Raw genomic sequence first — 23,661 nt, 5'->3', positions numbered from 1 at the left:
GCTTGTGGACGGACTCTGGGCAGTGAATGGATTACATCATGTCGTCCATGCCCATGCCCATTCCACCCATGCCCATGCCGCCCATGCCCATGCCGCCCATACCGGCCATGCTTGGAGGCATCCCGCCTTTTTCTTTGGGTTTGGGTTTGTCGGTGATCATGCAGGCTGTTGTGAGCAGTAAGCCCGAGATCGAAGCTGCGTTTCTGAGGGCGCTCTTGGTCACCAGCACTGGATCGACGACACCTGCTTTCAGCATGTCGCAGAACTCATCGGTCAGACCGTTGTATCCGTAAGCGTCTTTTCCCTCGAAAATCTTTTCAGCGATCAACGAGCCTTCCTTGCCGCAATTGTAAGCGATGGAAGTGGCGGGTGCAAATGCCGCTTTGCGGATGATTTCAGCTCCCAGCTGTTCGTCGCTCGAAAGAGAGATCTTCTCAAGGCATTTGATGGCTCTTAAGAGGGCTACGCCGCCGCCGGGAACGATCCCTTCGGTCACAGCTGCTCTTGTCGCATGCAGGGCATCTTCGACGCGCGCCTTTTTCTCTTTAAGTTCCGTTTCAGTTGCTGCGCCCACTCTGACGATGGCAACGCCGCCTACCAGTTTGGCCAGTCTTTGGTCTAGTTGTTCTTTTTCGTAGTCGGACTTCGAGTTGGCAATCTCGGCTTTAACTTGCCTGATTCTGTCCTCGATCTCTTTCTGCGCGCCCATCCCGTCAATGATGGTGGTCTCTTCCTTGGTGACTTTGACTGTCTTGGCTTTGCCGAGGTGTTGGACATCCGCGTCTTCCAGCTTCATGCCCGTCTCTTCGGTGATGACTGTGCCACCTGTTAAAACGGCGATATCTTGCAGCATCGCTTTTCTTCTGTCGCCAAAGCCAGGTGCTTTGACGGCGGATACTTGCATGCCACCTTTCAGCTTGTTGACAACCAGTGTCGCCAAAGCCTCTCCGTCGACGTCATCAGCGATGATCAGAAGGGGTTTCGTCCCTTTGGCCATTATTTTTTCCAAAATCGGGACGATATCTTTGGCAGTCGACAGTTTTTTGTCGGTGATCAGGATGAGGGCGTTTTCGATTTCAGCGCTCATGTTTTCGGGATTGGTGATGAAGTAGGGGGAGAGGAACCCTTTGTCAAATTGCATCCCTTCGACGACTTCCAGGATGGTATCGATCCCTTTGGCTTCAGCGACGGTGATAATTCCGTCTTTGCCCACCTTTTCCATAGCCTCGGCGATGATGGCTCCGATCTCGTGGTCGTTGTTGGCTGAGATGCAGGCGATCTGCTTGACTTCTTCTTGCGTCTTGACCGGTTTAGCCAGTTTTGTCAGCGCTTCGCAGACAGCTTCGACGGACTTGTCGATGCCGTGCTTAACCATCATCGGGTTGGCCCCGGCCGACACTGTTTTCAGTCCGGCGTTGAATATGGCTTCGGCAAGCACGATAGCTGTTGTTGTGCCATCTCCGGCTACATCGCTTGTCTTGGAGGCGATCTCTTTGACGAGCTGCGCGCCCATATTTTCAAACTTATCCTTAAGTGCGATTTCCTTGGCGACAGTGACTCCGTCCTTCGTGGAAGTGGGTGTGCCATAGCTTTTTTTGATAACGACGTTTCTTCCTTTCGGGCCGAGCGTGACTTTCACAGCCTTGGCAAGCGTCCTAAGGCCTTTGGCAACGCTTTTCAGCGCTTCATCTTTAAATTGCAGCATTTTAGCCATTTTTGGGCTCCCTTTTCGTTGATTAGCTTAGGACGCCGAGGATTTCATCTTCGGACATGATGATGAGTTCTTCATCTTCACTGGGTTGTTTCACTTCCGTTCCTGCGTAGGAGCTGAACAGGACTCTGTCGCCCTTCTTGACGATCATGGTTTCACGCTTACCTTCTTCTGTCATCTTACCGGGTCCCACGGCGACGACGGTGCCTTCTTTAGGCTTTTCTTGAGCGGAATCAGGCAGCAGAATGCCCCCTTTGGATTGGGCTGCTTTGGATCGTTTGATTAAGACGCGGTTACCTAAGGGTTTGATTGTACTCATAAAAGGTCTCCTTTTTCAGTTTGCAGACGCCGTATTTTGTTTGGAATTGTAGGGATGAGAAAGGTTTTATGTCAAGGTTTTGAGTTGCTTTTTTAGCAAATGAAGCGCTTGACTGCCAAATTGAGGTGCCTCGGCTTTTTTTACTAATCCCGGTATTCGGCCAATAAGTAGTTTTTTCTCTTCTCAAGGAAAGCGAGCCGCTCTTTTTCCTGAAAGCTGATCAAAGGCCAGATGATAAAGGGTTTGGTCTCCATCATCTCAAAAATAGCCCTGCTGCCGCTGACTTTGTCGAACATCTGGCGCCGCTGCTTGCTCTGCGAAAGAGCTTCCTTGAATTGATCGGGGTAGAGCGCCTTCAAGGTGCCGATCAAGAGAAATTGGACGCTGACCGGTTTCACCCGTTTTTTGTCTTTGATGACAATCATCACACCCTGGCAGTCCTGCCCTGCAAATTTGCCGAAGAAGGGTTTATAGCAGAAAGGTTCAAAATATATTCCTGCAAAATGGTTGTCGTTCAATTGTTTAGCAAATTTTTTTCCGTCGATCCAGGGTGCTCCCACCACTTTGAAGGGAAGGGTGTAGCCGACTCCGATGTTGACTACCGACAGCTCTCCTAAAATTCCCGTCATGGGATAGAAAAAGGGTGTGGTTGCCTCGGGAATCTGGGGGCTGGTGGGAATCCATTGGAGACCGGTCTCGTCGAAGGTCATGCTTCTTTTCCACCCTTCCATGGGGATGACCTGCAAAGAGCAGCCGATAGCATATTCTTTGTTGAAAAACAGGGCCAGTTCGCCGGCTGTCATGCCGTGGCAGTAGGGAACGTTGATATATCCGACCATGGATCTTAAATTTTGGTCGAGCATGGGGCCATCGACGATTTTGCCTCCGATGGGGTTCGGCCTATCGAGGACCATGACGCCGATGCCGCGCTTGGCGGCCTCCTCCATTACATAGTATAAGGTGGTGGTGTAGGTGTATGATCGGGAACCAATGTCCTGAATATCGTATATGATCAGATCAATGCCCTTCAGCATGTCATCGGTGGGTCTTCTGGTTTTACCATGTAGTGAGTGGACCGGGATTCCGTACTTCGACACGAAGCTTTTGACATCTTCACTGGCATGTTGGCTGCCGAACAGTCCGTGCTCTGGCGCGAAGAGTGCGGTGAGTTTGTAACCGACCAGCTTTTCCCGCGATCTTAACAGATCGAAGGTGTGTTCCATGTTGCGGGAAACGGCTGTGTGATTAGTCACCAGGCCTATTTTTTTTCCTTTCAGATTGGACAGGGCCGATGTTGATATTAGAACGTCAATTCCCGGTTTGACGGCTGCAGCCAGCGGTTCATTTAGAACACAAAAGGCAAGTAAAAGGATTAGAAGGTATATCGCCCGCATCGCTTAAAGTAGCCCGGTTCAATTTATGGTTGGCCGCATGTCTGGATTGGTCAGAGAGTAATCCAAAGGTAAGTTATATCAAAGTGGAAATATATCGCTTAAGTCAATATGATGCGGCTCGAGGCATCTCAGCAAATTCAGAGCCGCATCTTTGATGCCTGTACTAAAACCAAATTCGGCAAAAAAATCATACGATTTCAGTTTTAGGACAAGCTCTAAGACTTCCAACTCATTTAGCATGACGGTAGGTATGGCACACGATTTGGGCATAAAAGAGAGTTCCCCACTGCTTGAGAAAATCAAAGGGAGGGCCTTGACTAGAGAAGAGAGAGCTGATGCGGCCGTGGCTCTCGCGGCATCCCTCCTCGAACGGGCTAACGCCGGCATCACACGCTCTGAGAGTAAACAGCAGAGGGAGCTCTCCAAAATGATGGACGAGCCAACCGGGAAAGTGTTCACCACCTCAATTGCCGACCAGAGTTTTCGCCCCCATGCCGCGAAGCGATGCGCATCGCAAGTCAAATTCTTAATTGACACCCTTGGCGTTCCAGGATTTCTTTCTCCACTGAAGAGAAGCGGCCTCTTTCTGTTTAAAAAATTGGGTACCTTTCTGCCCGACCTTTTTGTTCCTCTATTGCGGAAGATGGTCAGGGAGGAAACGGCTAACGTCATACTTCCCGGAGAGGCTGTAGAGCTGAAACGGCACATCGAGAGAAGAACCGGGGCTCAAGTCAGGGTCAATTTAAACCATCTCGGCGAGGCAATTTTGGGAGAAGGGGAAGCAAGGCGTCGCCTGCAGACTTACCTGGACGATTTGAAAAAGCCTGAAGTGGAGTATATTTCCGTAAAAATTTCGAGCATCTTCAGCCAGATCAACCTAATCTCTTGGGATGACACCATCGAGCAGCTTGCGGAAAGATTGAGAAAGCTCTACCGGCAGGCAAGCCGCCATGAGTATCTTCGTCCGGGAAAGGCGGCGGTTAAGAAATTTGTCAACCTGGACATGGAAGAGTATCGCGACCTGCACCTCACCGTAGAGCTGTTTAAAAAAGTTCTCGATGAAGAGGAGTTTCACTCCCTTTCTGCCGGAATCGTTCTGCAGGCCTATCTTCCCGATTCAGCTTTAGTGCAAAAGGAGCTGACGGAGTGGGCGAAAAAAAGGGTGGCTAAGGGGGCGGCTCCCATTAAAATCCGCATCGTCAAGGGAGCTAATCTTGCTCAGGAGCAAGTAGAGGCGGCGCTTCAAAACTGGCAGCAGGCCCCTTACACCGATAAAAGGTCTGTCGATGCAAGTTTTAAAGAGATGGTTGAGTATGGATTGAATTTGGAAAACGCAAGGGCGGTCCGCATCGGCATAGCCAGCCACAACATCTTCGATATTGCCTACGCTATGGTGCTCAAGGAAGAGAGGGGTGTCGGGGATTTTGTCGAATTTGAAATGCTGGAGGGAATGGCGGATCACCTGCGAAGAGTTGTCCAGGAAGAAACAGGAAAAATGCTGCTCTACTGCCCCGCTGCGACAGAAGAGGACTTTGTCTCCGCAGTGTCCTACTTGGTCAGAAGGCTCGATGAGAACACGGCACCCGAGAATTTCCTGAGGCACTCCTTCGGTATCGCACCGGGTACGCCTGCGTTTGAAGAGCAGAAGAGGCTATTTCTTGATTCTGTCAATAAAGTGGATACGATCAGCCACGACAGAAGACGCCGGCAGAACCGTTTATCGCCGCCGGACCATCCCGTCGCTGAACACCGATTTGAAAATGAAGCGAATACCGACTGGTCGCTTAGGGAAAGTAGGGAGTTTTTATCGCATGTCGTGCTCAAGTGGAAGAACATGCCCTCCATCGATGTTCCTTTATGTGTCGGCGGGAGAGAGATCCTCAAGCAAGAGAGTCGGCCCGGGTGCGATCCCTCAGCTACGGAGAAGGTAATTTATCGCTATAGCCTGGCAGGCAAAGAGGATGTGGAGGAGGCTCTAAAGACGGCTGAATCGGCCGCCGGGGAGTTTTCTTCGGTAAAGGCTTCAATGCGCTCGGAGATGCTTCGAAGGGTTGCGGAGGAGTTCCGGAGGGCGCGGGGGGATCTTATCGGCGTTATGATGGCCGATGGCGGCAAAACCCCGTCAGAGGCAGATGCCGAAGTATCCGAAGCGATCGATTTCATTGAATATTATCGCCGCTGCCAAGAGGAGATAGAAGCTTTCTCCGATTTAAAGCTTTCTCCCAAGGGCACAGTGCTGGTAACTCCTCCCTGGAACTTCCCCTGCGCCATACCCGTGGGCGGCATCGCCGCGGCCATAGCTGCCGGAAATAGTGTCATCTTCAAACCGGCGCCGGAAACAGTTTTGGTCGGTTGGACGCTTGCCAGCCTGTTTTGGAAGGCTGGAGTTCTGAAAACTACGCTCCAATTCATTGCGTGCGATGACGAGCCTGTCGGTTCGCTTCTTATCCGAGATCCCAGAGTCAAGACGATCATTTTGACAGGATCTACCGAGACGGCAAGGCTCTTTATGCGGATGCGACCCGGTATTGACCTGATGGCTGAAACAGGAGGAAAAAACAGCATCATCGTAACGGCCATGGCGGATCGAGATCTTGCCATCAGGGATATTATCCACTCGGCCTTTATCCATGCGGGCCAAAAGTGTAGCGCATGCTCTTTGGCTATACTGGAAGCGGAAGTATATGACGATCCCCATTTCTTAAATCAACTGAAAGATGCGGCCTCAAGCCTTCATGTCGGTGATGTATGGGATCTCTCGACCAAGGTAGGACCGCTCATCCGCGCTCCAGAAGGCGCTTTGCTCAAAGGTTTAACCCAGATCGCGGAAGGAGAGGAGTGGCTTTTACATCCTAAGCAGGATCCTGAAAATCCGCGCATCGTCACTCCAGGCATTAAAATTGGCGTGAAGGAGGGGAGCTTTACCCATAAAACCGAGTTTTTCGGCCCTCTTTTGGCTGTGATGCGCGCAGACAACTTAGACCACGCCATCCGTCTTGCCAACGGAACACCCTATGGATTGACAGCTGGCTTGCAGTCGTTAGATCCTCGGGAACAAGCCCTTTGGGAAGACAAAATCATCGCGGGTAATCTCTATGTCAACCGCGGAATTACCGGCGCTGTTGTCTTAAGGCAACCTTTTGGCGGTACAAAAGATTCCTGTTTTGGCCCAGGATACAAAGCGGGCGGCCCCAATTATCTTTTTGGATTCCAAACAGCTGCCCAGCTTAAGCTACCGGAAGAGATGGAGCCGGTAGGGCGTTCTGTCGTCGAATTGGAAAGGCGTTTAAGAAAAGAAAATTTGACGGAAGAGGGGAAAAGTCTTTTACGCGCGTCTTTCGCTAACTATGCCTTTTACCATAAAAATTACTTTAATCTGGATCATGATCCGGTCAAACTCCGTGGGCAAGACAATAAGTTGCGCTATCTTCCAAGAAAGGATCTGCTTGTCCGGTTTGCCTTAGATGATGATGTAGTTTCTCTTCTGCAGGTGATTGGTGCGCTGTTGACAGTCTCTGCTCCCGCAATCGTTAGCATCGATCGGAAAGCGGAGGAAAAAGTGCGTCACGTGTTAGATCTGACAGGCTTCAAAGAGGTTACTTTCCGCTTTGAGGACGAATCGGTCTTTATAGCCCGGCTAGCTAAGGAAAGCACCAGGCGTGTAAGGTTTGTCGATGAGCCATCTCCCTTTTGCCGGGAAGCTCTCGCCCAGGCAAATGTGGTGTCCATGACAGGAAAGCCTCTTGCAAATGGAAGAGTCGAGCTTGTAAAATATCTCCGCGAAGAAGCGATAAGCTTCGATTATCATCGGTATGGCAATTTAGGCGCCCGGGAGGCAGAGGTGCGAAAGCCCCTTCCGTAGAGAGTGTCCTCAACTCAAATCAGTATGCTTTGTTTGTTGAATTGGGCTATACTTGCTAAAAAAATTCGCCAAAGTTGGGCTAGTTGGTAAAAATGAATTCGCTCAATTCGAATTAAGCTGGTGGGTCGATTGATAGCACGCCCTATACGGAAATCGCCTTAAAAATCCCAAATTTTGAGACACTTTCGGTATAACAGTCGTTTTCAAGATAAGACAGACACCAACGGTTCATTTGGCGCACATATACCGAAATTCTATCAAAATTTCGCGTTTCTTAAAGTCGAATGCCTAAATTTTGATAGGCTTTCGGTATACCCCTTTTGAAACGGGTCACTTCTTTGGAGAAAGAGAATGCAGACGGCTTTTTTAACGACAGGAAAGAAAATGGAGCTTACGGAAGAGCAGAATGAAGCGGTCTTCCACAGAGAGGGACCGATGCTGGTGCTTGCCGGCGCCGGCTCCGGCAAGACCCGGGTTGTGACAACGCGCATAGTTCACCTGATTCAAAGCGGAATCAAGCCCAGCCAAATTGTGGGATTGACATTCACCAACAAAGCCGCCGGCGAGATGAAGGAACGTATTCGTAAAATGCTGCACCTTGACGTTCTAATCTCCACTTTTCACAGTCTGGGAGCTAGGATTTTAAGGGAAAGCGCGGAAGCCTTCTCGATGACCCCCTCCTTTTCCATCTACGATGACGAAGATCAGGAAAAAGTGATCAAAGAGTGTATGAAAGAAAGCGGAATGCTCGTGGCAGCTGGAGATATGAAAACCGTCAGGGCGTTCATTTCCCGCTGCAAGAATTCGCTCACAATTTCTGAAGATGAAGATCCTGTCCATGTCGATCTCTTCCGGCGTTATCAGGAGAAGCTAAAGAATTATGGAGCTGTCGATTTCGATGATTTGATCTATCTGCCGGCCCTTCTTTTAAGGGAATACCCGGAGGTTCTTGCTGCCTATCAGGCGCGGTGGAGCTACTTCATGATCGACGAGTACCAAGACACCAACCATGCGCAGTTCGAGCTGGTCAAGTTGCTTGCAGGGGCATCGGAGAATGTATTTGCCGTCGGCGATCCCGACCAGTCGATCTACTCTTGGCGAGGGTCGACGATGCGCAACATCATGCAGTTTGAGCGCGACTTCAAAAATGCCCGGGTGATACGTCTTGAAGAGAACTTCCGCAGCACCCAAATCATTCTGGAAGCTGCCAACTCGGTGATTGAGAACAATGAAGAGCGCTATGAGAAAAGACTCTGGAGTCGTTTAGGACAAGGTGAGAAGATTGCACAATTTGTCGGTGGTGACGAGCGTGAAGAGGCCTCTTTTGTTGCCGGAGAGATCAAGTCCTTGAGCCTGCAGGGCGTTTCCTACGATGAAGTGGGGGTCCTCTATCGAACTAACTCACAGTCAAGGGCTCTCGAAGACGAGCTGCTTTTGAACTCCATTCCCTACACTATCATCGGGGGCATCTCCTTTTATCAAAGAAAGGAGGTCAAAGATGTTCTCTCTTTTCTGAAGATGGCAGAGTCGGATCGGGACTTTTTGGCATTTTTGCGCACAGTCAACCTTCCCAAAAGAGGGATTGGCGAGGCATCGCTAGCCAAGATTAAAGAGGCTTTTGAGGCTCAACAATTGGGTATTATCCCCTTCCTGAAGCAGATCGTTTCAGGGAGCGCAGCTCTTTCCTTGCCTAAGAAACAGCGAGAAGGCCTTGTTCAATATATCCAGGCTATCGATGGGCTCAGGGAAAAGCGCGGAGGGGCTATCGCCGACCTGCTCTCTTTTGCAATTCACGACACCGGCTATATGCAGTTTTTGAAGGGGGACGAGGGATTCGAAGACAGGCAGGAAAACTTAAATGAACTCTTTGCCAAAGGGCTTGAGTGGGACATGAAAGGCGGCGGCACATTGACCACATTTTTGGAGGAGCTGGCACTAAAGCCCTCTTCCCAAGAAGCAGAAGTGGGAGGGAAAGTGAGGCTGATGACTTTGCACAACAGTAAAGGCCTTGAGTTTCCGGCGGTTTTTATCGTCGGCGTCGAAGAGGATTTACTTCCCCATGTCAACTCCCGCGGAAGCCAGGAGAGGTTGGAAGAGGAGAGGCGCCTCTTTTATGTCGGGATGACTCGCGCCAAGGAGAAGCTTTTACTCTGCCGCTGTTTGTTTCGTTCTATCTGGGGGCAGGAGCGGACGCAAAGAGCCAGCCGTTTCATCCGTGAAATCGATCCCGACAAGCTTGTCAAAGCAGGAAAAAAAGAGAGGGCGCCGGCCAGGGCTGAAATTGCAGAAGAGGATACCGGGGAGACCTTGGAAGGGGCTTACCGAGTCGGTGACAGGGTGATTCATAAGGATTTTGGAGTCGGAGAGATCAGGGATGTACAGCTTGGTTCGCTCGGCATCGTCTATAAAGTCTACTTCACCCAGGATCGCTCTCTCAAGAGCCTGGTCGCCAAGTTTGCCCCGTTGAAGAAATTGTAAGGAAGCGTCCTGTTAAGTGGTCGTTTGCGGCGGAGTCTGTTGCGGAGACGGGCTCTGCTGTCCTTCGGGCGTTTTTTGGGTAATCAATTTATCCAAGCTGTCGAAGTCTTTCAGGAATTGCTTGAATTGCGTGTCGATGGCATCCTTGTCCTGCTTTGCCTGTTGCTTCATGGGAGCTATTTTTCCGTTGTATTCGCCCTTCATGGTATCGATTTCTAACGTTAAATTCGCGTTGGCGCTCTCCAATTTGCCAATCTCGGCCAGGTTGTCCTGATTTGATTGCGCACTGCTTACCAACTTTTGCTCAAGCGATCCAATCCGCTCATTGAGCCGGTCGATCAGTCTTAGATCCACATCTTGAGGATTTATAGCATCGTATTGCGCATCTAATTGCTGCTGACACTCTTGCAACTCCGTTTCAAGAGCCGCCCTTTCAGCGACTTGTTGCTTAAGGTCTGTCAGCTTGACATTGTTCTCATCGATTTTGCGCTTGCCGACCCTCTCTAAAGCATCTCTTTCCTGTTCCCGCTCTTTGATTTGCGCTTCGAATTGTGTCAGTTTGGCCTGGAGTTCTTTTAACCCACTCATGCGAGGGCGGGCTTCTTGTTGCAGTTCATAGTTTTTATCCTTGCCATCCACCACTGATTTGACATCTGGGTTAGCGTAGAAATCGGCAAAAGAAGGTTTGTAGGTGGGATCCGCCTCTTTTTCCTTCATCTCCTCTTGCAGCTTCTGGTAAGTGCCGCCAAAACCGGCCAGATTGGGATCTCCCTGCCCCGCCGACGCAAACGAGACGACCGACCCCACAACGGCTGCCTGAAAGACCAGACAAACGACAAAGAGGAGCCCCGCCAAGGCAAGAGCTGAGCCGCCACCGGTAAAGGGAATGGCTGCGGCCAGGCCGACGATGGCGACCAACGCAAGAGTGGCAACGGCAGCGAAAACGATACCTTTGACTAAATCGGTTTTCCAAAGTGCTTTGAGTTTGTCCTTCATTGACATGGAATCTTTTTTTCCGAGCTCTTCTTGATCCGCCCTTTGCACGGAGGCATCGATATCTCTTCTCGCTGAATCGACATCGCTTTGGTCAACATGATCGTATGGATCGCCCGATGTATCTCTTAGGCGTATCTCGGCCTGCGGCTCTTCATGCCCTCCTGTATTAAGGGGCGTTTGCTGTCCGCTTTCAGTCTGGTGCGTCTCCAGCTCATCTTGCTGCGGGTTTAAACTCGGGCCTTGATCTGTGTGATGTACTCCTTCTCCTATCGGGGTGGAGCTCCCTAAGTCTTCCAAAATCAGCTCAGGCTCTTCATCTGGCGCCTGCAGCTTCGAACCCGTGGATCCTTTGGCCTGAGATCCCTCCAGGCTACCTTTGGCTCCGGCCCAATTGCTGCCAAGGCCGCCTAGGTTGGCGTGCTTTTGCCCAAGAAACTGGGGGTGCGAGCGCACTTGTGGTTTAAGGGAAGCCCCGGTGAGGTTTGATGCTGAATGGCCGTTGGGGAGCCTGCCCTTCGGCTGAGCGCTTGCCCACGCAACGGGTGTCGTTTGCGGACTGAGGGCTTGGACTTCTTGTTGATGGGATGGCCCTGGTAGTGGTCCCAAATGGCTGCCTGGTATTGGTCCTAGATGATCGGATGATCCAAAACTCATAAACACCCCGGGTTAGATTAAGACTTAATACTATTATAGTGTTTAAAGTATTAATTTTAAATAAATCGACGTGTTTTGATTTATGTCGCTGAAAATAAAAAACCCGCTATTCAGCGGGTTTTTTGAAACGAAAATGAAGTTGAAATATTTTTAAACGCCGGTAAGACCGCCGACCAGTGGGGATTTTTCGGTGGAAGATGTTCCAAGCAATATCTTCAGTTCCTCGGAAGGATCTCCAAGTTCCCTGATCACCAGAGTTCCTCGGTCTTCTTCTTCTGAAGAAGCAGAAGTGTCAGGAGATTCGTTCTCCTTACGCACCCGGTTTTTGAGCGTGAGCTGGATGAGAGGCATTTCCTGATCCACAAGGGGGGGAGACTCAGCGAAAAGCTTTACTTGGCCAAAGGTGCAGACGAAGACAAAAAAGGCTGCGATTGCCTTAAAGATATCCTTCACAGCCTGCCATACGGTTTTGGCTTTGGTGTCGATCTCCTCTCGGTCCGTCTCGTTTCCGTTCACCTCATCATTGATCTCTCTTGGGCTTAAAGGGGCTGACGCTTCCTTTTCTGCCCGAAGCGCCTCTCTCTCCTCTTGCTTGAATTGACGGTAGAGGGTATCGAGGCCCACCTCTTTGATCCTCTCCGCGGTCTTGTGCAGTGTCTGAGGGAGAACTCTTAAAGGGGGGAACGTTCCTCTCTTGTCGATATAGCCTGCTTCAAAGAGATGGCGGCCAGTTGCCGTTTTGACATGAAGCTGCGCCATTTCCCCATGAGTCTTTTTATTGATTCTGTTGGGGTTGCCGCGAAGAAAAATGGTGGGAATGCCGCCTTTATTGACCGGCTTTTTAATCCAGAACGGATTTCCAATCATCTTCATTCTCGGATTGGATTCAGCCAGGAGATGGGGAATGATCGTCTGTAGTTTTTGGGTGTAGTCGACTAACTTCTTCAACCCCTGTTCCCGATGCGGATCTTGATACTTAAGGGCCAAAAGGCCTGTGTCGTGGACGTTGAGGATGATATTGTTTCCGAGATCATATTCTTTGGGTAAGGATGGAAGTAAAGTAGAAAATGATGACATATTAATTCCCTTTTTTAAACTTTATTCTTAAAACCATAGCACAACGGGGATTTATTTAATAAAAAAGTTGTTAAATTGGATATAACTAAATTTATGGAATATCAAGGGCTATCATTTCTTTGGGCAGCTTGGTGAGGTTTTTATGTCCCCTCTCCGAGATGATCACGGTATCTTCAATCCTTACCCCGCCAAGTTTTGGCAGGTAGATTCCCGGTTCAATCGTGATCGCCATCCCGGGAGCCAAGACTTCCTCGGGGCTGTTTGTAAGAGCCACTCTGGGCAACGAAGGGAGCTCATGCACTTCCAGACCGATACCGTGTCCTAAGCTATGGGAAAATTGGGGGCCGAATCCGGCCTCTGTAATCAGCGAGCGTGCTTTTTGATCGAGCAGATGCAGTGGCGTGCCTGGCTTGCAAAGTTTTAAAGTCTCTTCCTGCGCCTCTAAAACCACTTGATAGATGTGTTTAAGTTGCGGGTTTGCATTGCCGAAAAAGAAGGTTCTGGTCAGGTCAGAGGCATATCCTTGGAGGGTAACCCCCAGGTCGAAGAGAACAATATCCCCTTGTTTTAATTTTCTGCCCGAGGGTTTGTGGTGGGGGCAGGCGCTATTTTCTCCGAAAGCGATGATCGGTTCAAAGGATTCTTTGTCGGCTCCTTCCCTCAGCCAGAATGTTTTGATGCCGCGGGCGACTTCTAGCTCAGAGATTCCCTTTTTAAGAAGCCCCATCCCGTAGCGGAATCCTGACACAGCCATTTCAGCTGCTTTTGCAAGTGCCTTGGCCTCCTCCTTCGACTTGATTGAGCGCAGGCGTCTCAAAACCAGATTTTCAAGCGGTACCAATTGTCTTTTTTTCTTTGCCCCTTCTGCCATCTGGGACAGCTTCTCAAAGCGGGCGTAGAGAGTGCTTTCTTTGTCAAAGCCGATGACTTGGCCGAATATCCCCTTTTTAAAACCGTCTGAAAGGGTGGTTTGCGTGAGAAGGCTGACAGGAACGGGGCTTGATTTGATCGCCATGTCAAAATATCTGCCGTCTAAAAAGATCTGGGTGTCCTTGCCGACAACCAGCGCTCCCGCAGACACTTTCAGCCCGGTCAGGTAGCGGATGTTGACGAGGTCTTCGACCAGCAGGGAATCGACTCCCTGTTCTTTGACAAGCTCTTGCAGTTTTGACAGGCGTGCCGCGAAGGGCATTTCGGCTTTTTTGCTCATGGTATTAACCTCTTTGGAAGTTAGCGATAGCTTTTTTGGCAAAGTGGGTGTCAAAAGGGGCGCTGATCGGCTTGCCGGATGGGGAGTAGCGCGGGCAACCCAGACGGATGAGTTCTCCGAGGAGCAGGGACACTTCCCCTACGGGAAGAACTTTACTGACAGATCCCGACTTGAGCGCTGAACGGATTACCCGCACCGCCAATTTCTCTTTCAGGGATGTCTCGGAGAAGTTTTTGATGCTTTCCAAAAGATCACCGACGAACGCCTCGATTTCAATGTCGCCAAATAAGGCGGGCAGTCCTTCCAAGGAGAAATCCTGGCTGGCGATCTGGCGGACGATAATACCCATGCTCTCGAGTGCGGGTAGTGCCTCCTTGAAGAGCGTTGCCTCATCGGCCGTCAACTCGATGTTGTATGGCACAAGCAGCAGCTCAACCGGGGGGCGTGTCTTCTCTTCAATGGCTTTGATCAGGATTGCTTCCCGCGCCGCTTTTAGATCAATCAGCGTGAAAAGGGCCTCCTCTCCCTCAGTCATCCCCCCCTTCACAATGGCAATATCGTTGGATGTGAAGAGGATGCTCTGGGGGCAGATGGTCGTTTTCTCTTTGGCAAAAGGGAGTGACTCTTCCCTCTGAGGAGATGCCTCGGTAAAGCGGAAGGGAGTGAATGGGGACTCCATCTTCTGTTCAGCAAAGGGCAAAGGCTCTTTTGTTTCAGCCGAGTAGAATTGAAATGGAGGGATGTTCCGCTCCAGGGAGGCCGGCTGGAAGAAGAGGGAGTGCGCCACGGGGGGCTCCTCGGTATGTCCGAACAAAGCTTCACGCACCGCTTTCCGGATGGCTTCTTTGAACAGGTCGAAGTGGCGGATACGCACCTCTTTTTTCTGCGGGTGAACGTTGATGTCGACCAAATCTTTGGAAACAGAGAGGTGCAGGGCAAAAATGGGAAATTTACCTTGGGGAAGTGCAGATCCGTAGCTTTCGCGCACCGATTCGGCGATGAAGGGTGAAAAGACGGGCCTGCGGTTGATGAACAGATGCTGGGAGAGGCGGTTCGGCCTGGTGGAGAGGGGAGAGCCCAAGAAGCCATAAAGGCTGATCTCTTTGAACTCAAGATGCAAGGGGTAGGCGTCTTCCAAAAAGGATTCCCCCAAGATATCAGTTAGCCTTTTCCGGAAGCGCTCCTCCGAGCTTCCCTCTACGATGGCCTGGGATTTCAGAATCGTTTCCCCATCGGAAGTGAGCTCGAACGAGATTTCCGGATTGGCAAGGGCGATTTTGGATACCGTCTTGATCACTTCCGATGTGTCGTATGTCGGCGCCCGCTGAAATTTTTTGCGGACCGGAACGTTGAAAAACAGATCACGGACCTCAATCGTGGTTCCCTGAGGTTTACTCCTTTCGTCTACCGTAAAGAGCTTACCTCCTTCCACTAGGAGGAACGTTCCCTTTCCCTCTTTGGCCGTGTGGATTGAAAAACGGGAGATCGCGGCGATGGAGGGAACGGCCTCTCCTCTAAATCCCATAGTGTCAATGGAAAATAGATCGTCTGCGCTTTGGATTTTGGAGGTGGCGTGCCTTTCCAGCGAGAGAATGGCATCGTCTTTCGTCATGCCGATCCCGTCGTCGATGACGCGGATTAAAGTGCGGCCCCCTTGGCGGATATCGACGGTGATAGTCTGGGCGCCTGCATCTAAAGAGTTGTCTATCAGTTCTTTAACAACTGATGAGGGGTTTTCGATGACCTCCCCTGCCGCAATTTTGTTGATGGTAAGTTCGTCTAGAACACGGATGATAGATGCCATGGAAAGGAACCGGATTATTATTAAAAAGCGTCATTATAGCATGTTTTCCGAAAGAGGCCATTTTCTTTTTTTCTACGGGATCGAGTATACTCTCCTGTTATGAGTCACTATGAAAACGCAGTTCGAATCGTAAAGACGCTTACCGGCAAGGGGCATACAGCTTATTTTGCGGGTGGGTGGGTCCGTGATCATTTAATGGGCCATGACTCCGACGATATCGACATAGCCACCTCTGCCTCACCTGAAGAGATTTTAGATTTGTTTCCGAATACGCTGGTTGTCGGCATCGCATTTGGCGTTGTGATTGTCCTCATGGAAGGACATGCCTATGAGGTGGCGACTTTCCGCAAGGATATGGAGTATGAGAACGGCCGCTCTCCCAGTCGGATCGAGTGGTGCGCCCCACGGGAGGACGCCTTAAGACGTGACTTCACCATCAATGGCATGTTTTACGATCCGTTGGAGCAAAAAATTTACGATTATGTGGGCGGCGTCGAGGATATCAAAAAGAGAGTGATCAAAACGATCGGAGATCCCTATGAACGGTTCAGGGAAGATCGCCTCAGGATGGTCCGCGCGTTTCGTTTTTCGCTGCGCTTTGGATTTCCTATCGACCGTCTCACCCAAGAGGCCATCCGGGCTAACGCCGATACCCTTTTTCCTTCTGTCGCCATGGAGCGCATTTGGCAGGAATTTCAGAAAATGGCCAAATATGAGCACCTCGATACAGCTTTCATTGAGATGATGAGGCTCGATCTTTTGCCTGTGATCTTCCCCACACTGAAGGGGATGCATTTGAATGAACTCAAAGCCAATGTTTCCTCCTACAAGTATTTTCCTGAAAATTGTTCCCCCATTCTCTATATCGCACATCTGTTTCCCGGATCGAAACTGAAAGATCTGCTTGAGCTGGCGCGTTACCTGAAAGTGAGCGGGGAGGATGCCGATCTGCTGGAGACGCTCTCGATTGTCAGAGCTCTTCTACGGGAAAGGAAGGGGGAGAACCTGGTCGAGTGGGTCGCCTTCTTTTCGAGGAAAGGAGCAGAAATGATCCTCCAGACCGAACTCGCTTTTCTTCCCCATGAAGAGAGGGAGAGAGAGCTTGCCAAGATGAAAAGGATTGTTGAGGAGTATCGCGACCATATCCAGCGCCTGGTCGACAAAAAGCCGATTGTCACAGGAAGGATGCTGCAGGATGAGGGCTTGAAACCTGGAAAGGAGATGGGGCTTCTGATCAAAGAAGCAGAGCGGATCGCCGTGATGGTTAATGCCAAGGAAAGTCGTGAGGTATTGGCTCAACTTAAGAAACATCCCCTCTGGCCGAAGGCAAAGGACTTATGAGAGAAATCACCTCCCCTGCCAACCCTTTAATCATCGATTTAGTCAAAATTCGCGACGATCCCAAGAGACGCAGACGCCTCAATCAGATTTTGATTGAGGGAGTGAAGTTGATCGAGGATATCCGGGCGCTCATGCCGCTTCTAAAGGTGTTTTCCACAAAAGAAAAGTGGCTGGAGGCTTTTGCCGCCGAAGAGTCGTATCTGATCAGCGATGCTGTGCTAAAGAAAATCACCGCGACAGATAATCCTGAAGGGGTCGTTGCTCTGGTTCCGATGCCCTCAATTCCCCTTCCCGAAAAGATCACCAGGCTCCTTGTCCTCGACAGGCTGCAAGATCCGGGCAACGTCGGAGTTTTGATGCGTAGCGCTTTTGCGCTTTCTTGGGATGCCGTCTTTTTTCTTTCCGGTACCGCCGATCCGTTCAACGACAAGGCCGTAAGGGCCGCCAAGGGAGCAACATTCAGGCTGCCGATGGTAAAAGGAGACTTTTCGAAGTTGCAGGAGATTATGTCTGAACATCATCTGCAGCTGCTTGCTGCCGACATGCATGGAGAGCCTTTGGCTCAGGGAAATGTGCCGGACAGTCACATCGCCCTGGCTCTCGGCAATGAAGGAGCGGGCCTTTCCAAGGAGATGGTGGATAGCGCTTTGAAGGTCTCCATCCCGATGCGGGAAGGAGCCGAGTCGCTTAACGTCGCCTCTTCAGGCGCAATTTTGATGTACGAGCTTTCAGGTAGGGCATGAAGCAAAAAGATCACGACAGTTACAGTGAATATGAGAGCCGGTTTGAAGACAGGGCGCGACGCGAGATGAAAGAGAAGAGAAAGATCCTCTCGCAGAAGGACCGGTCCCAGCATAAAAAAACCGATCGCGACAAGCGCGCTCTTAAAAGAGAAGAGGATCAGGAGAAGTGGTCCTCTCTGCCTTTGGGGCGTGTTCTTTCGATCAAACCCTTATCCATTGTGGTCGATTCCCAGGGAAAGGAGTATGATTGCGTGCTGAGAGGTGTTTTAAAGCAAGATAGTGAAAAGGTAAAGAATCTGATCACCATCGGTGATTTTGTTCGGTTTGAGCCTCTCACGGATAAGGAAGGTGCGATCGCTTTTGTCGAAAACCGCAAATCCGTTCTCTCCAGGGCCGACAACCTCAACCGGCAGAAAGAGCAGCTGATTGCCGCCAATATCGATCAGGTGTTGATTACCGCTTCGGCGTGCCTGCCGGCGATCAAGCCTCCCCTGATAGACAGGTATATCATTGCCAGTATGAAGGGAAACATGGAGCCGATCGTGGTGATCAATAAGGTTGATCTCCTTGAAGAGGAAGCGGCCGAGGAGGAGAGATGGCTTGTGGAAGAGGTGCTCTCTTCGCTTGGGAAGGCTGGAATTAAAACAGTCAAGGTAAGCGTGAAAACGGGGGAGGGAATAGACGCCCTTAAAAAATTGATGGAAGGCAAAACCTCTGTGTTTTCGGGACAGTCCGGCGTTGGCAAATCCTCTCTGATCAATGCGGTCACCGGCCTGGATTTGCTGGTTGGCGAGACGGTTAAGAAGACCAAAAAAGGGGCGCATACGACCACATCCGCCCACCTGGTTCCCTTGGAGGGCGGCGGGTTTTGTATCGACACCCCGGGAATTAAAAGCTTCGGCCTTTGGAATTTAAGAAAAGACGAAGTGCAAGGTTATTTCTCCGAGATCGAAGAGGCGGGCCGTATGTGCTACTTTCCTGATTGCTCGCATACTCATGAAGAGGGCTGCGCGGTGAAGGAAGCCCTTGAAAATGAGGCTATCTCCTTTGTCCGCTATCAGTCCTATGCCTCCTTGATGGAATCTCTGGAAGACGAGTATAAGAGAAGATAAACAAAGAACCTATTCCAATCTAAGGTTTCACTCGATTCTGGAGTGGGTTCGGAAAGAGAGGGTCGCCTATGTCCTATATCCATTTTATTCGAGCGCTGGAAATTTTAGACTCCCGGGGAAATCCCACGGTGCAGGTCACTGTCGGAACTAGCGATGGAGCTGTGGGGACAAGCGCTGTTCCTTCAGGCGCCTCTACGGGGCAGCATGAGGCACTTGAGCTTCGCGATGGCGACTCCCAAAGGTACATGGGCAAGGGAGTTTTGAAAGCGGTCGAAAATATCATGGGCCCGATTGCCGACGTTCTGGTCGGTGAATCGGTGTTTGAACAGGCGAGGCTCGACAAAATGATGCGTGAGCTCGATGGTACCGACAATAAAGGGCGCCTTGGTGCTAATGCCATATTGGGCGTGTCCTTAGCAATTGCCAAAGCCGCTTCCGAGTCGGTCGGGTTGCCTCTTTATCGCTATTTGGGAGGGGTCAATGCGGCAGTGCTTCCTTGCCCGATGATGAACATCATCAATGGCGGAGCCCATGCGGACAACACCCTCGATTTCCAGGAATTTATGATCAGGCCGAAGGGGGCCAAAAGCTTCCGGGAAGCCATCGAGTGGGGCTGCCGAGTATTTCACAATTTGAAAAAGCTTCTCAAAGAGAAGGGGCTGGCTACCTCCGTTGGAGATGAGGGAGGCTTCGCACCCAACCTCAGTTCCAATGAAGAGGCTTTGGATACTATTTTGAAGGCAATTGAAGTTTCCGGCTTGAAGCCCGGCGAGGATATCACGCTAGCACTGGATGCTGCAGCTTCGGAGTTTTATGACCCTTCTGCCAAAGCCTACATCGAGAAGAAACGCAAGAAGGCCGGCTCTTCTTACAAGTCAAGAAGCACTCCTGAGCAGGTCGAATACCTTGCCTCTTTGGTCAACAAATATCCGATCGACTCCATAGAAGATGGCTTGAGCGAAGGGGATTGGGAGGGCTGGCAGCTTTTGACACAATCTATTGGTAGCAAAATTCAGATTGTGGGCGACGATCTCTTCGTTACCAATCCTGCCTTCTTGAAAAAGGGAATCGAGCTCAAGGCGGCCAACGCCATTCTGATCAAGGTCAATCAGATCGGCACGCTTTCTGAAACACTGGAGACGATGCGCCTTGCCTCGTTCCACAACTTCCGCTCGGTTGTTTCTCATCGATCCGGGGAGACCGAAGATTCCTTTATCGCCGATATTGCCGTGGGTATGAATGCCGGCCAGATCAAAACCGGATCCCTATCCCGCTCTGACAGAGTCGCCAAGTACAATCGCCTACTCTTCATCGAAGATGAGATGGGCGAAGACGCTGTCTTTTTCAAGTCGTAGAATCCCCTCCAGGAGATGTCCACAAACTGAAATCTTACGATTTCAGTTTGTGGACGCTCTCTTCGTCTTTGATGCTCGCAGGAGCGTCTCAAGTTCCCTCTTTCGGTATATTTTCGGTTAAGTCTGTTTTTTTTGAAATTAACCTGAAATTAAACCGCTCTTTATTTAGTCGAAATATTCGGTATTTAATATTGCGTTTCGATTTAATCAATACGAGGTTGTATGTTTTTAATTAATAAAAAATATTTTCCAGGGATTCTGGCGCTCTTTTGTGTTTTCGGATTCTTGTCCATTCACTCTGCTGAGGCGCGTAGAGATGTGCAGCAGACGGAGAGCTCAAAGCATCCAAGAATGAGGGTGGAGGGATCTAAAGTTCCCTATAGTATCACTTACGATTCATCGAAGTGGACGCTTCTAGATCGGGAATTCGATAACATCGAGTACTATTTCGAAGGAAAAGATGGCGCAATCAACGCCTTTATCGTGCCTGAAAACTCCTCCTTTTCCATGGAAGAGATGCCTCATTTTCTTTTAACGGCCGCTACACTGAAGGGTGTGGATCATGCATCGATCGTTGATGAAAAGATCATCAAGGTCTGTGGCAGGGACATTCACTATTTTGAGCTAACAGGAAAAAACAGGCGTACAAGGGAAGGAATTGTATTTCTTTTCTACACATACTCTGATTCGGAAATAACAATTCAGTTCGGCGCCTGGACCACCGTGGCGAATCCGGAAGCGGTGAAAGGGGATATGCTTGAGCTGCTTGAGGGCCTTTCTTTTCACAATTAAGCAGATCTTTAGGGGGTGCTTTCAGAAAGCGCCCTTATTGGCACGCTTGTTGCTTTGATGACTACAGCAGTGGTACATCTTTTTAAGGAGAGAGTGTATGGTAACTCAAGATAAAACCTATAATCCCTATCTCATTCTGTTTGCCCTGGGAGCATTTCTTTTCCTGGCATTGGTTCCTCTAAATAATATGAATGCGGAGGAAGCTCCTGCCTTAGTTCCAGCTGTCAAAGAGCAAGGCGGCTTGTCCCAGGAGATGAAGATCGGCGCGCCGGCTAAAGTCGACGGCTCGTCAGGCGAACTCAAAGGCTCGCAGGTTCCTTACTGTCTGAAGTTTGATCCGGCAAAGTGGGAGCTGACTACGGAGATATCCAATCCCGCCGCCGAATTCGCCTTCAAGCGTAAAGGAGAAGCGATTTACGCCTTCATCATTCCTGAACAGACACCGGTTCCTATCGATATGATGCCAGAGGTCATCGTCTACAACGCGACATCCAAAGGAATGAAAGACGTTAAAATCGTACAGAAAGAAACTCGTAAAGTGGATGGTAAAGATGTTCTTTTTGTGGAGTGGGAAGGGGTCATTGGCGACACGAATACGAAGATCAGTTACCTCGGATATATCTACTCCGGCAATGAAGGAACCATTCAGTTTTACACGTTCACCATGGGGAATTTCTTAGACATGTACAGAAACGACATGATGGCGATGTTGAATGGCCTTTGCTTTGTAGAGGCTAAACCCGTAGCCAGATGATTCATTTCAAAAAAGGCACAGCTTCCGTTCGCTGTGCCTTCTCATTTTTGCACATCTTTCAATCAAAATGATATAATAGGAACAAAAAGAGAGGGATAGCTATGTTGCATCATCCCATTGCCCTCTTTGGCGAAGCTGAACGGGGGGACTTTAAAACTGCACACATCTGCCGCAGCTTGGAAGATCTGGTGGATCAATGCGGGGAGCCGCCACTTGATAGCAAGGGGCTTTACTGCGCCGTGCAGGTTCTTCTATACCGGCATGATTTGATCTTTTTCCGAGTGAAAGAGGAGGGTTTTAGTCTGGCCGACTATTTTTTCGGTCTGAAGCTGCTGACGGAATATGATTTTCCTGAGCGTCTGACCGCCATCTGCATACCGGGTGTCGGGGATCAGGAAGTCATTCGGGTTGCAAAGAAGGTGTGCAGCCTTCATCACTCCCTGATCATTACCTCGGAACAGGATTTTTACGATCTGATGACAGATCAGAAACAATAGGCTTGAAGCTTAGGCGATATCAGCCGTGCACCACTTTTCTAGTCCTTCCTGTGTCGGTTTCATGGAGGCCTTGCCCTTCGTCCAGTTTGCGGGGCATACCTCGCCATTTTCCTCGTAATGTGCCAAAGCATCGATGATACGCAGCACTTCGCTGACCGAGCGACCGAGGGGCAGATCATTGATGACCATGTGGCGTATCTTTCCCTCTCTGTCGATCAAGAAAAGGCCTCGGTATGAGATGCCTTCTTCTTGCATCAACACACCATAATCGCGGGCGATCGATTTATTTAAGTCGGAGATAATGGGGTATTGAACACCTTGGATTCCCCCTTTTTGACGGGGAGTGTTGAGCCAGGCTAAGTGGCTGAAGTGGCTGTCGACAGAACAAGCCATCGGGATGGCATCTCTTTTGGCGAACTCTTCGTGAGCCTCTTGGAAAGCGATCAGTTCAGTGGGGCAGACGAAGGTAAAATCAAGGGGATAGAAGAAGAGAACGATGTATTTTCCCTTGTACTGGGCCAATGAGAGTTGATCGACGATTTTGCCTTCAATCACGGCTTTAGCTTTGAAGTCGGGCGCTTGTTTGCCTATCAGTGTTTGCATGGATGATCTCCTGGTTTAAAATTTTTGGCTCATTATATACCGAAAGTGCTTCAAAGCCCCAATCCTAAATTTTGAGACCCGTTCGGTGCGGCTTCTTTTCAACTTAGCCGAAAAGCTGCTCTGCCCTTTCAAGCCAATCTTCATCGCCGATCGTCGTGGAGGGGCCATGGCCGGGGTATACACGGGTTGTCGATGGCAAGTTTGCTAGTTTTCTAAGAGAGTTCCACATCTTTTCAGGCTCGGCAGTGGGAAACGAGAGGTTCCCTATCGTTCCTTGGAAGAGGGTATCGCCTGAAATGAGAATCCCCTCATCAGGAAAGTAAAAGCAGACACCTCCTGGTGTGTGGCCGGGTGTGTGAATGACTTTTGCTTTCATTGTGCCGACTTCGACGATGTCTCCCTCTGCCAAATAGCCGGTTGGCCGAGTTCCTCTCACCGGAAAAAATAGGGGGAGGCCGTCGGATCCGGGAGAGATCAAATTAGGTTCATCAAGCAGGTGGACATAAAGGGGGATGTGGTAGGTTTCTTTAACCCTGGCAGCATCAGCGATATGGTCGATGTGGGAGTGAGTCAGGAGAATTTTTTTTGGAATCAGACTATGCTTTTTTAAGGATGCTGCGATCAGCGGCAGAGAATCAAAAGAAGGGTCGACAATAGCGGCTTCTTTTGTCTTGTCGCATCCTAAAACATAGACGTTTGTCTCGAAAGGACCTGTCGTAAAACAATCGATAACCATTGCACCGGAGAGGATTCGAACCTCTAACCGCCCGGTTCGTAGCCGGGTACTCTATCCGATTGAGCTACCGGTGCAGGAAGGGTCATATCATTAACGATCCCTGATTTAATTTCAAGCCCTCTCGGCGATTTCCTTTTGCCAAAGAGTTTTTTTTTTTTTTTTGTTATCAATCTATTGATTGATCAATTGAGTGAAAATTTTCGGTTAATTTATACAATCTTAA

The 23,661-nt window shown here is 49.9% G+C and carries 18 protein-coding genes and 1 tRNA gene; 9 read left to right on the top strand and 10 right to left on the bottom strand.

All coding sequences use genetic code 11. The features are described from left to right. Nucleotides 1-31: 31 nt before the first annotated feature. The 3 genes from groL to ELAC_RS00395 form a co-directional block, all read right to left on the bottom strand. Complete coding sequence (groL, locus tag ELAC_RS00405) at nt 32-1,714, bottom strand: chaperonin GroEL (protein ID WP_098037297.1); 1,683 nt, start codon at nt 1,712-1,714, stop codon at nt 32-34. Nucleotides 1,715-1,736: 22 nt separating this feature from the next. After that, complete coding sequence (locus ELAC_RS00400) at nt 1,737-2,030, bottom strand: co-chaperone GroES (RefSeq protein ID WP_098037296.1); 294 nt, start codon at nt 2,028-2,030, stop codon at nt 1,737-1,739. Nucleotides 2,031-2,173: 143 nt separating this feature from the next. Continuing rightward, a complete protein-coding gene (locus ELAC_RS00395; protein ID WP_098037295.1) occupies nt 2,174-3,424 on the bottom strand; it encodes an exo-beta-N-acetylmuramidase NamZ family protein in 1,251 nt (416 codons plus the stop codon). 250 nt (nt 3,425-3,674) lie between these two features. Here ELAC_RS00395 and ELAC_RS00385 point away from each other — a divergent pair, with 250 nt between their 5' ends. Both ELAC_RS00385 and ELAC_RS00380 read left to right on the top strand, forming a co-directional pair. Continuing rightward, entirely contained in the window at nt 3,675-7,286 is a 3,612-nt protein-coding gene (locus ELAC_RS00385) for a proline dehydrogenase family protein (RefSeq protein ID WP_098037293.1), read from the top strand. A 351-nt stretch (nt 7,287-7,637) separates the two neighbouring features. Then, nucleotides 7,638-9,764: an ATP-dependent helicase gene (locus tag ELAC_RS00380; RefSeq protein ID WP_239414276.1), complete on the top strand. Its 2,127-nt coding sequence runs from the start codon at nt 7,638-7,640 to the stop codon at nt 9,762-9,764. Between the two features lie 12 nt (nt 9,765-9,776). Here the strand turns inward: ELAC_RS00380 and ELAC_RS00375 are convergent, their stop codons facing one another. From ELAC_RS00375 to mutL, 4 genes are all read right to left on the bottom strand, one after another. Next, a complete protein-coding gene (locus ELAC_RS00375) occupies nt 9,777-11,366 on the bottom strand; it encodes an AAA family ATPase (protein WP_098037292.1) in 1,590 nt (529 codons plus the stop codon). Between the two features lie 198 nt (nt 11,367-11,564). Beyond that, nucleotides 11,565-12,491, bottom strand: a complete 927-nt coding sequence (locus ELAC_RS00370) for a hypothetical protein (RefSeq protein ID WP_098037291.1) — start codon at nt 12,489-12,491, stop codon at nt 11,565-11,567. A 91-nt stretch (nt 12,492-12,582) separates the two neighbouring features. Further along, nucleotides 12,583-13,701 carry a M24 family metallopeptidase gene (locus ELAC_RS00365; protein WP_098037290.1) on the bottom strand — a complete coding sequence of 373 codons (1,119 nt, stop codon included), beginning with the start codon at nt 13,699-13,701 and terminating at the stop codon, nt 12,583-12,585. A 4-nt stretch (nt 13,702-13,705) separates the two neighbouring features. Beyond that, the gene (mutL, locus tag ELAC_RS00360) at nt 13,706-15,505 is read right to left on the bottom strand and encodes a DNA mismatch repair endonuclease MutL (RefSeq protein WP_098037289.1); all 1,800 of its coding nucleotides are present in this window, start codon (nt 15,503-15,505) and stop codon (nt 13,706-13,708) included. A gap of 99 nt (nt 15,506-15,604) precedes the next feature. Between mutL and ELAC_RS00355 the strand changes: the two genes are divergently transcribed. The 7 genes from ELAC_RS00355 to ELAC_RS00325 all read left to right on the top strand — a co-directional run bounded on the left by ELAC_RS00355 (nt 15,605) and on the right by ELAC_RS00325 (nt 22,099). Beyond that, entirely contained in the window at nt 15,605-16,846 is a 1,242-nt protein-coding gene (locus ELAC_RS00355) for a CCA tRNA nucleotidyltransferase (RefSeq protein ID WP_098037288.1), read from the top strand. Further along, complete coding sequence (locus ELAC_RS00350) at nt 16,843-17,589, top strand: TrmH family RNA methyltransferase (protein ID WP_098037287.1); 747 nt, start codon at nt 16,843-16,845, stop codon at nt 17,587-17,589. Before ELAC_RS00355 ends, ELAC_RS00350 begins: the two co-directional genes overlap by 4 nt. Then, complete coding sequence (rsgA, locus tag ELAC_RS00345) at nt 17,586-18,701, top strand: ribosome small subunit-dependent GTPase A (RefSeq protein WP_239414274.1); 1,116 nt, start codon at nt 17,586-17,588, stop codon at nt 18,699-18,701. Before ELAC_RS00350 ends, rsgA begins: the two co-directional genes overlap by 4 nt. Before the next feature lie 68 nt (nt 18,702-18,769). Further along, a complete protein-coding gene (gene eno / locus ELAC_RS00340; RefSeq protein ID WP_098037286.1) occupies nt 18,770-20,056 on the top strand; it encodes a phosphopyruvate hydratase in 1,287 nt (428 codons plus the stop codon). 222 nt (nt 20,057-20,278) lie between these two features. Continuing rightward, nucleotides 20,279-20,848 (top strand): hypothetical protein, encoded by a 570-nt coding sequence (locus ELAC_RS00335; protein ID WP_098037285.1) that lies wholly within the window; start codon nt 20,279-20,281, stop codon nt 20,846-20,848. Nucleotides 20,849-20,945: 97 nt separating this feature from the next. Further along, nucleotides 20,946-21,602, top strand: coding sequence for a hypothetical protein (locus ELAC_RS00330; protein WP_098037284.1), 657 nt, complete (start codon nt 20,946-20,948; stop codon nt 21,600-21,602). 101 nt (nt 21,603-21,703) lie between these two features. Then, a complete protein-coding gene (locus ELAC_RS00325) occupies nt 21,704-22,099 on the top strand; it encodes a hypothetical protein (protein ID WP_098037283.1) in 396 nt (131 codons plus the stop codon). 9 nt (nt 22,100-22,108) lie between these two features. On the opposite strand, the gene ELAC_RS00320 is transcribed toward ELAC_RS00325, so the two are convergent. The 3 genes from ELAC_RS00320 to ELAC_RS00310 all read right to left on the bottom strand — a co-directional run bounded on the left by ELAC_RS00320 (nt 22,109) and on the right by ELAC_RS00310 (nt 23,512). Next, complete coding sequence (locus ELAC_RS00320) at nt 22,109-22,702, bottom strand: peroxiredoxin (protein WP_098037282.1); 594 nt, start codon at nt 22,700-22,702, stop codon at nt 22,109-22,111. Between the two features lie 103 nt (nt 22,703-22,805). Further along, nucleotides 22,806-23,438, bottom strand: coding sequence for an MBL fold metallo-hydrolase (locus tag ELAC_RS00315; RefSeq protein WP_098037281.1), 633 nt, complete (start codon nt 23,436-23,438; stop codon nt 22,806-22,808). Beyond that, nucleotides 23,439-23,512 (bottom strand) — tRNA-Arg (locus ELAC_RS00310). Nucleotides 23,513-23,661 lie beyond the last annotated feature (149 nt).

This window comes from Estrella lausannensis (assembly GCF_900000175.1).
Lineage (GTDB): Bacteria > Chlamydiota > Chlamydiia > Chlamydiales > Criblamydiaceae > Estrella > Estrella lausannensis.
This window is presented reverse-complemented; position numbering and strand designations above follow the sequence as displayed.

Excerpts from the sequence above, each read along its gene's own strand:
- ELAC_RS00365 (WP_098037290.1), bottom strand. The coding sequence starts at position 13,701 with ATGAGCAAAAAAGCCGAAATGCCCTTCGCGGCACGCCTGTCAAAACTG.
- ELAC_RS00320 (WP_098037282.1), bottom strand. The coding sequence starts at position 22,702 with ATGCAAACACTGATAGGCAAACAAGCGCCCGACTTCAAAGCTAAAGCC.
- ELAC_RS00330 (WP_098037284.1), top strand. The coding sequence starts at position 20,946 with ATGGTAACTCAAGATAAAACCTATAATCCCTATCTCATTCTGTTTGCC.
- ELAC_RS00400 (WP_098037296.1), bottom strand. The coding sequence starts at position 2,030 with ATGAGTACAATCAAACCCTTAGGTAACCGCGTCTTAATCAAACGATCC.
- ELAC_RS00355 (WP_098037288.1), top strand. The coding sequence starts at position 15,605 with ATGAGTCACTATGAAAACGCAGTTCGAATCGTAAAGACGCTTACCGGC.
- ELAC_RS00315 (WP_098037281.1), bottom strand. The coding sequence starts at position 23,438 with ATGGTTATCGATTGTTTTACGACAGGTCCTTTCGAGACAAACGTCTAT.
- eno (WP_098037286.1), top strand. The coding sequence starts at position 18,770 with ATGTCCTATATCCATTTTATTCGAGCGCTGGAAATTTTAGACTCCCGG.
- ELAC_RS00395 (WP_098037295.1), bottom strand. The coding sequence starts at position 3,424 with ATGCGGGCGATATACCTTCTAATCCTTTTACTTGCCTTTTGTGTTCTA.
- ELAC_RS00380 (WP_239414276.1), top strand. The coding sequence starts at position 7,638 with ATGCAGACGGCTTTTTTAACGACAGGAAAGAAAATGGAGCTTACGGAA.
- groL (WP_098037297.1), bottom strand. The coding sequence starts at position 1,714 with ATGGCTAAAATGCTGCAATTTAAAGATGAAGCGCTGAAAAGCGTTGCC.
- ELAC_RS00385 (WP_098037293.1), top strand. The coding sequence starts at position 3,675 with ATGGCACACGATTTGGGCATAAAAGAGAGTTCCCCACTGCTTGAGAAA.
- ELAC_RS00350 (WP_098037287.1), top strand. The coding sequence starts at position 16,843 with ATGAGAGAAATCACCTCCCCTGCCAACCCTTTAATCATCGATTTAGTC.
- rsgA (WP_239414274.1), top strand. The coding sequence starts at position 17,586 with ATGAAGCAAAAAGATCACGACAGTTACAGTGAATATGAGAGCCGGTTT.
- ELAC_RS00325 (WP_098037283.1), top strand. The coding sequence starts at position 21,704 with ATGTTGCATCATCCCATTGCCCTCTTTGGCGAAGCTGAACGGGGGGAC.
- ELAC_RS00370 (WP_098037291.1), bottom strand. The coding sequence starts at position 12,491 with ATGTCATCATTTTCTACTTTACTTCCATCCTTACCCAAAGAATATGAT.
- ELAC_RS00335 (WP_098037285.1), top strand. The coding sequence starts at position 20,279 with ATGTTTTTAATTAATAAAAAATATTTTCCAGGGATTCTGGCGCTCTTT.
- mutL (WP_098037289.1), bottom strand. The coding sequence starts at position 15,505 with ATGGCATCTATCATCCGTGTTCTAGACGAACTTACCATCAACAAAATT.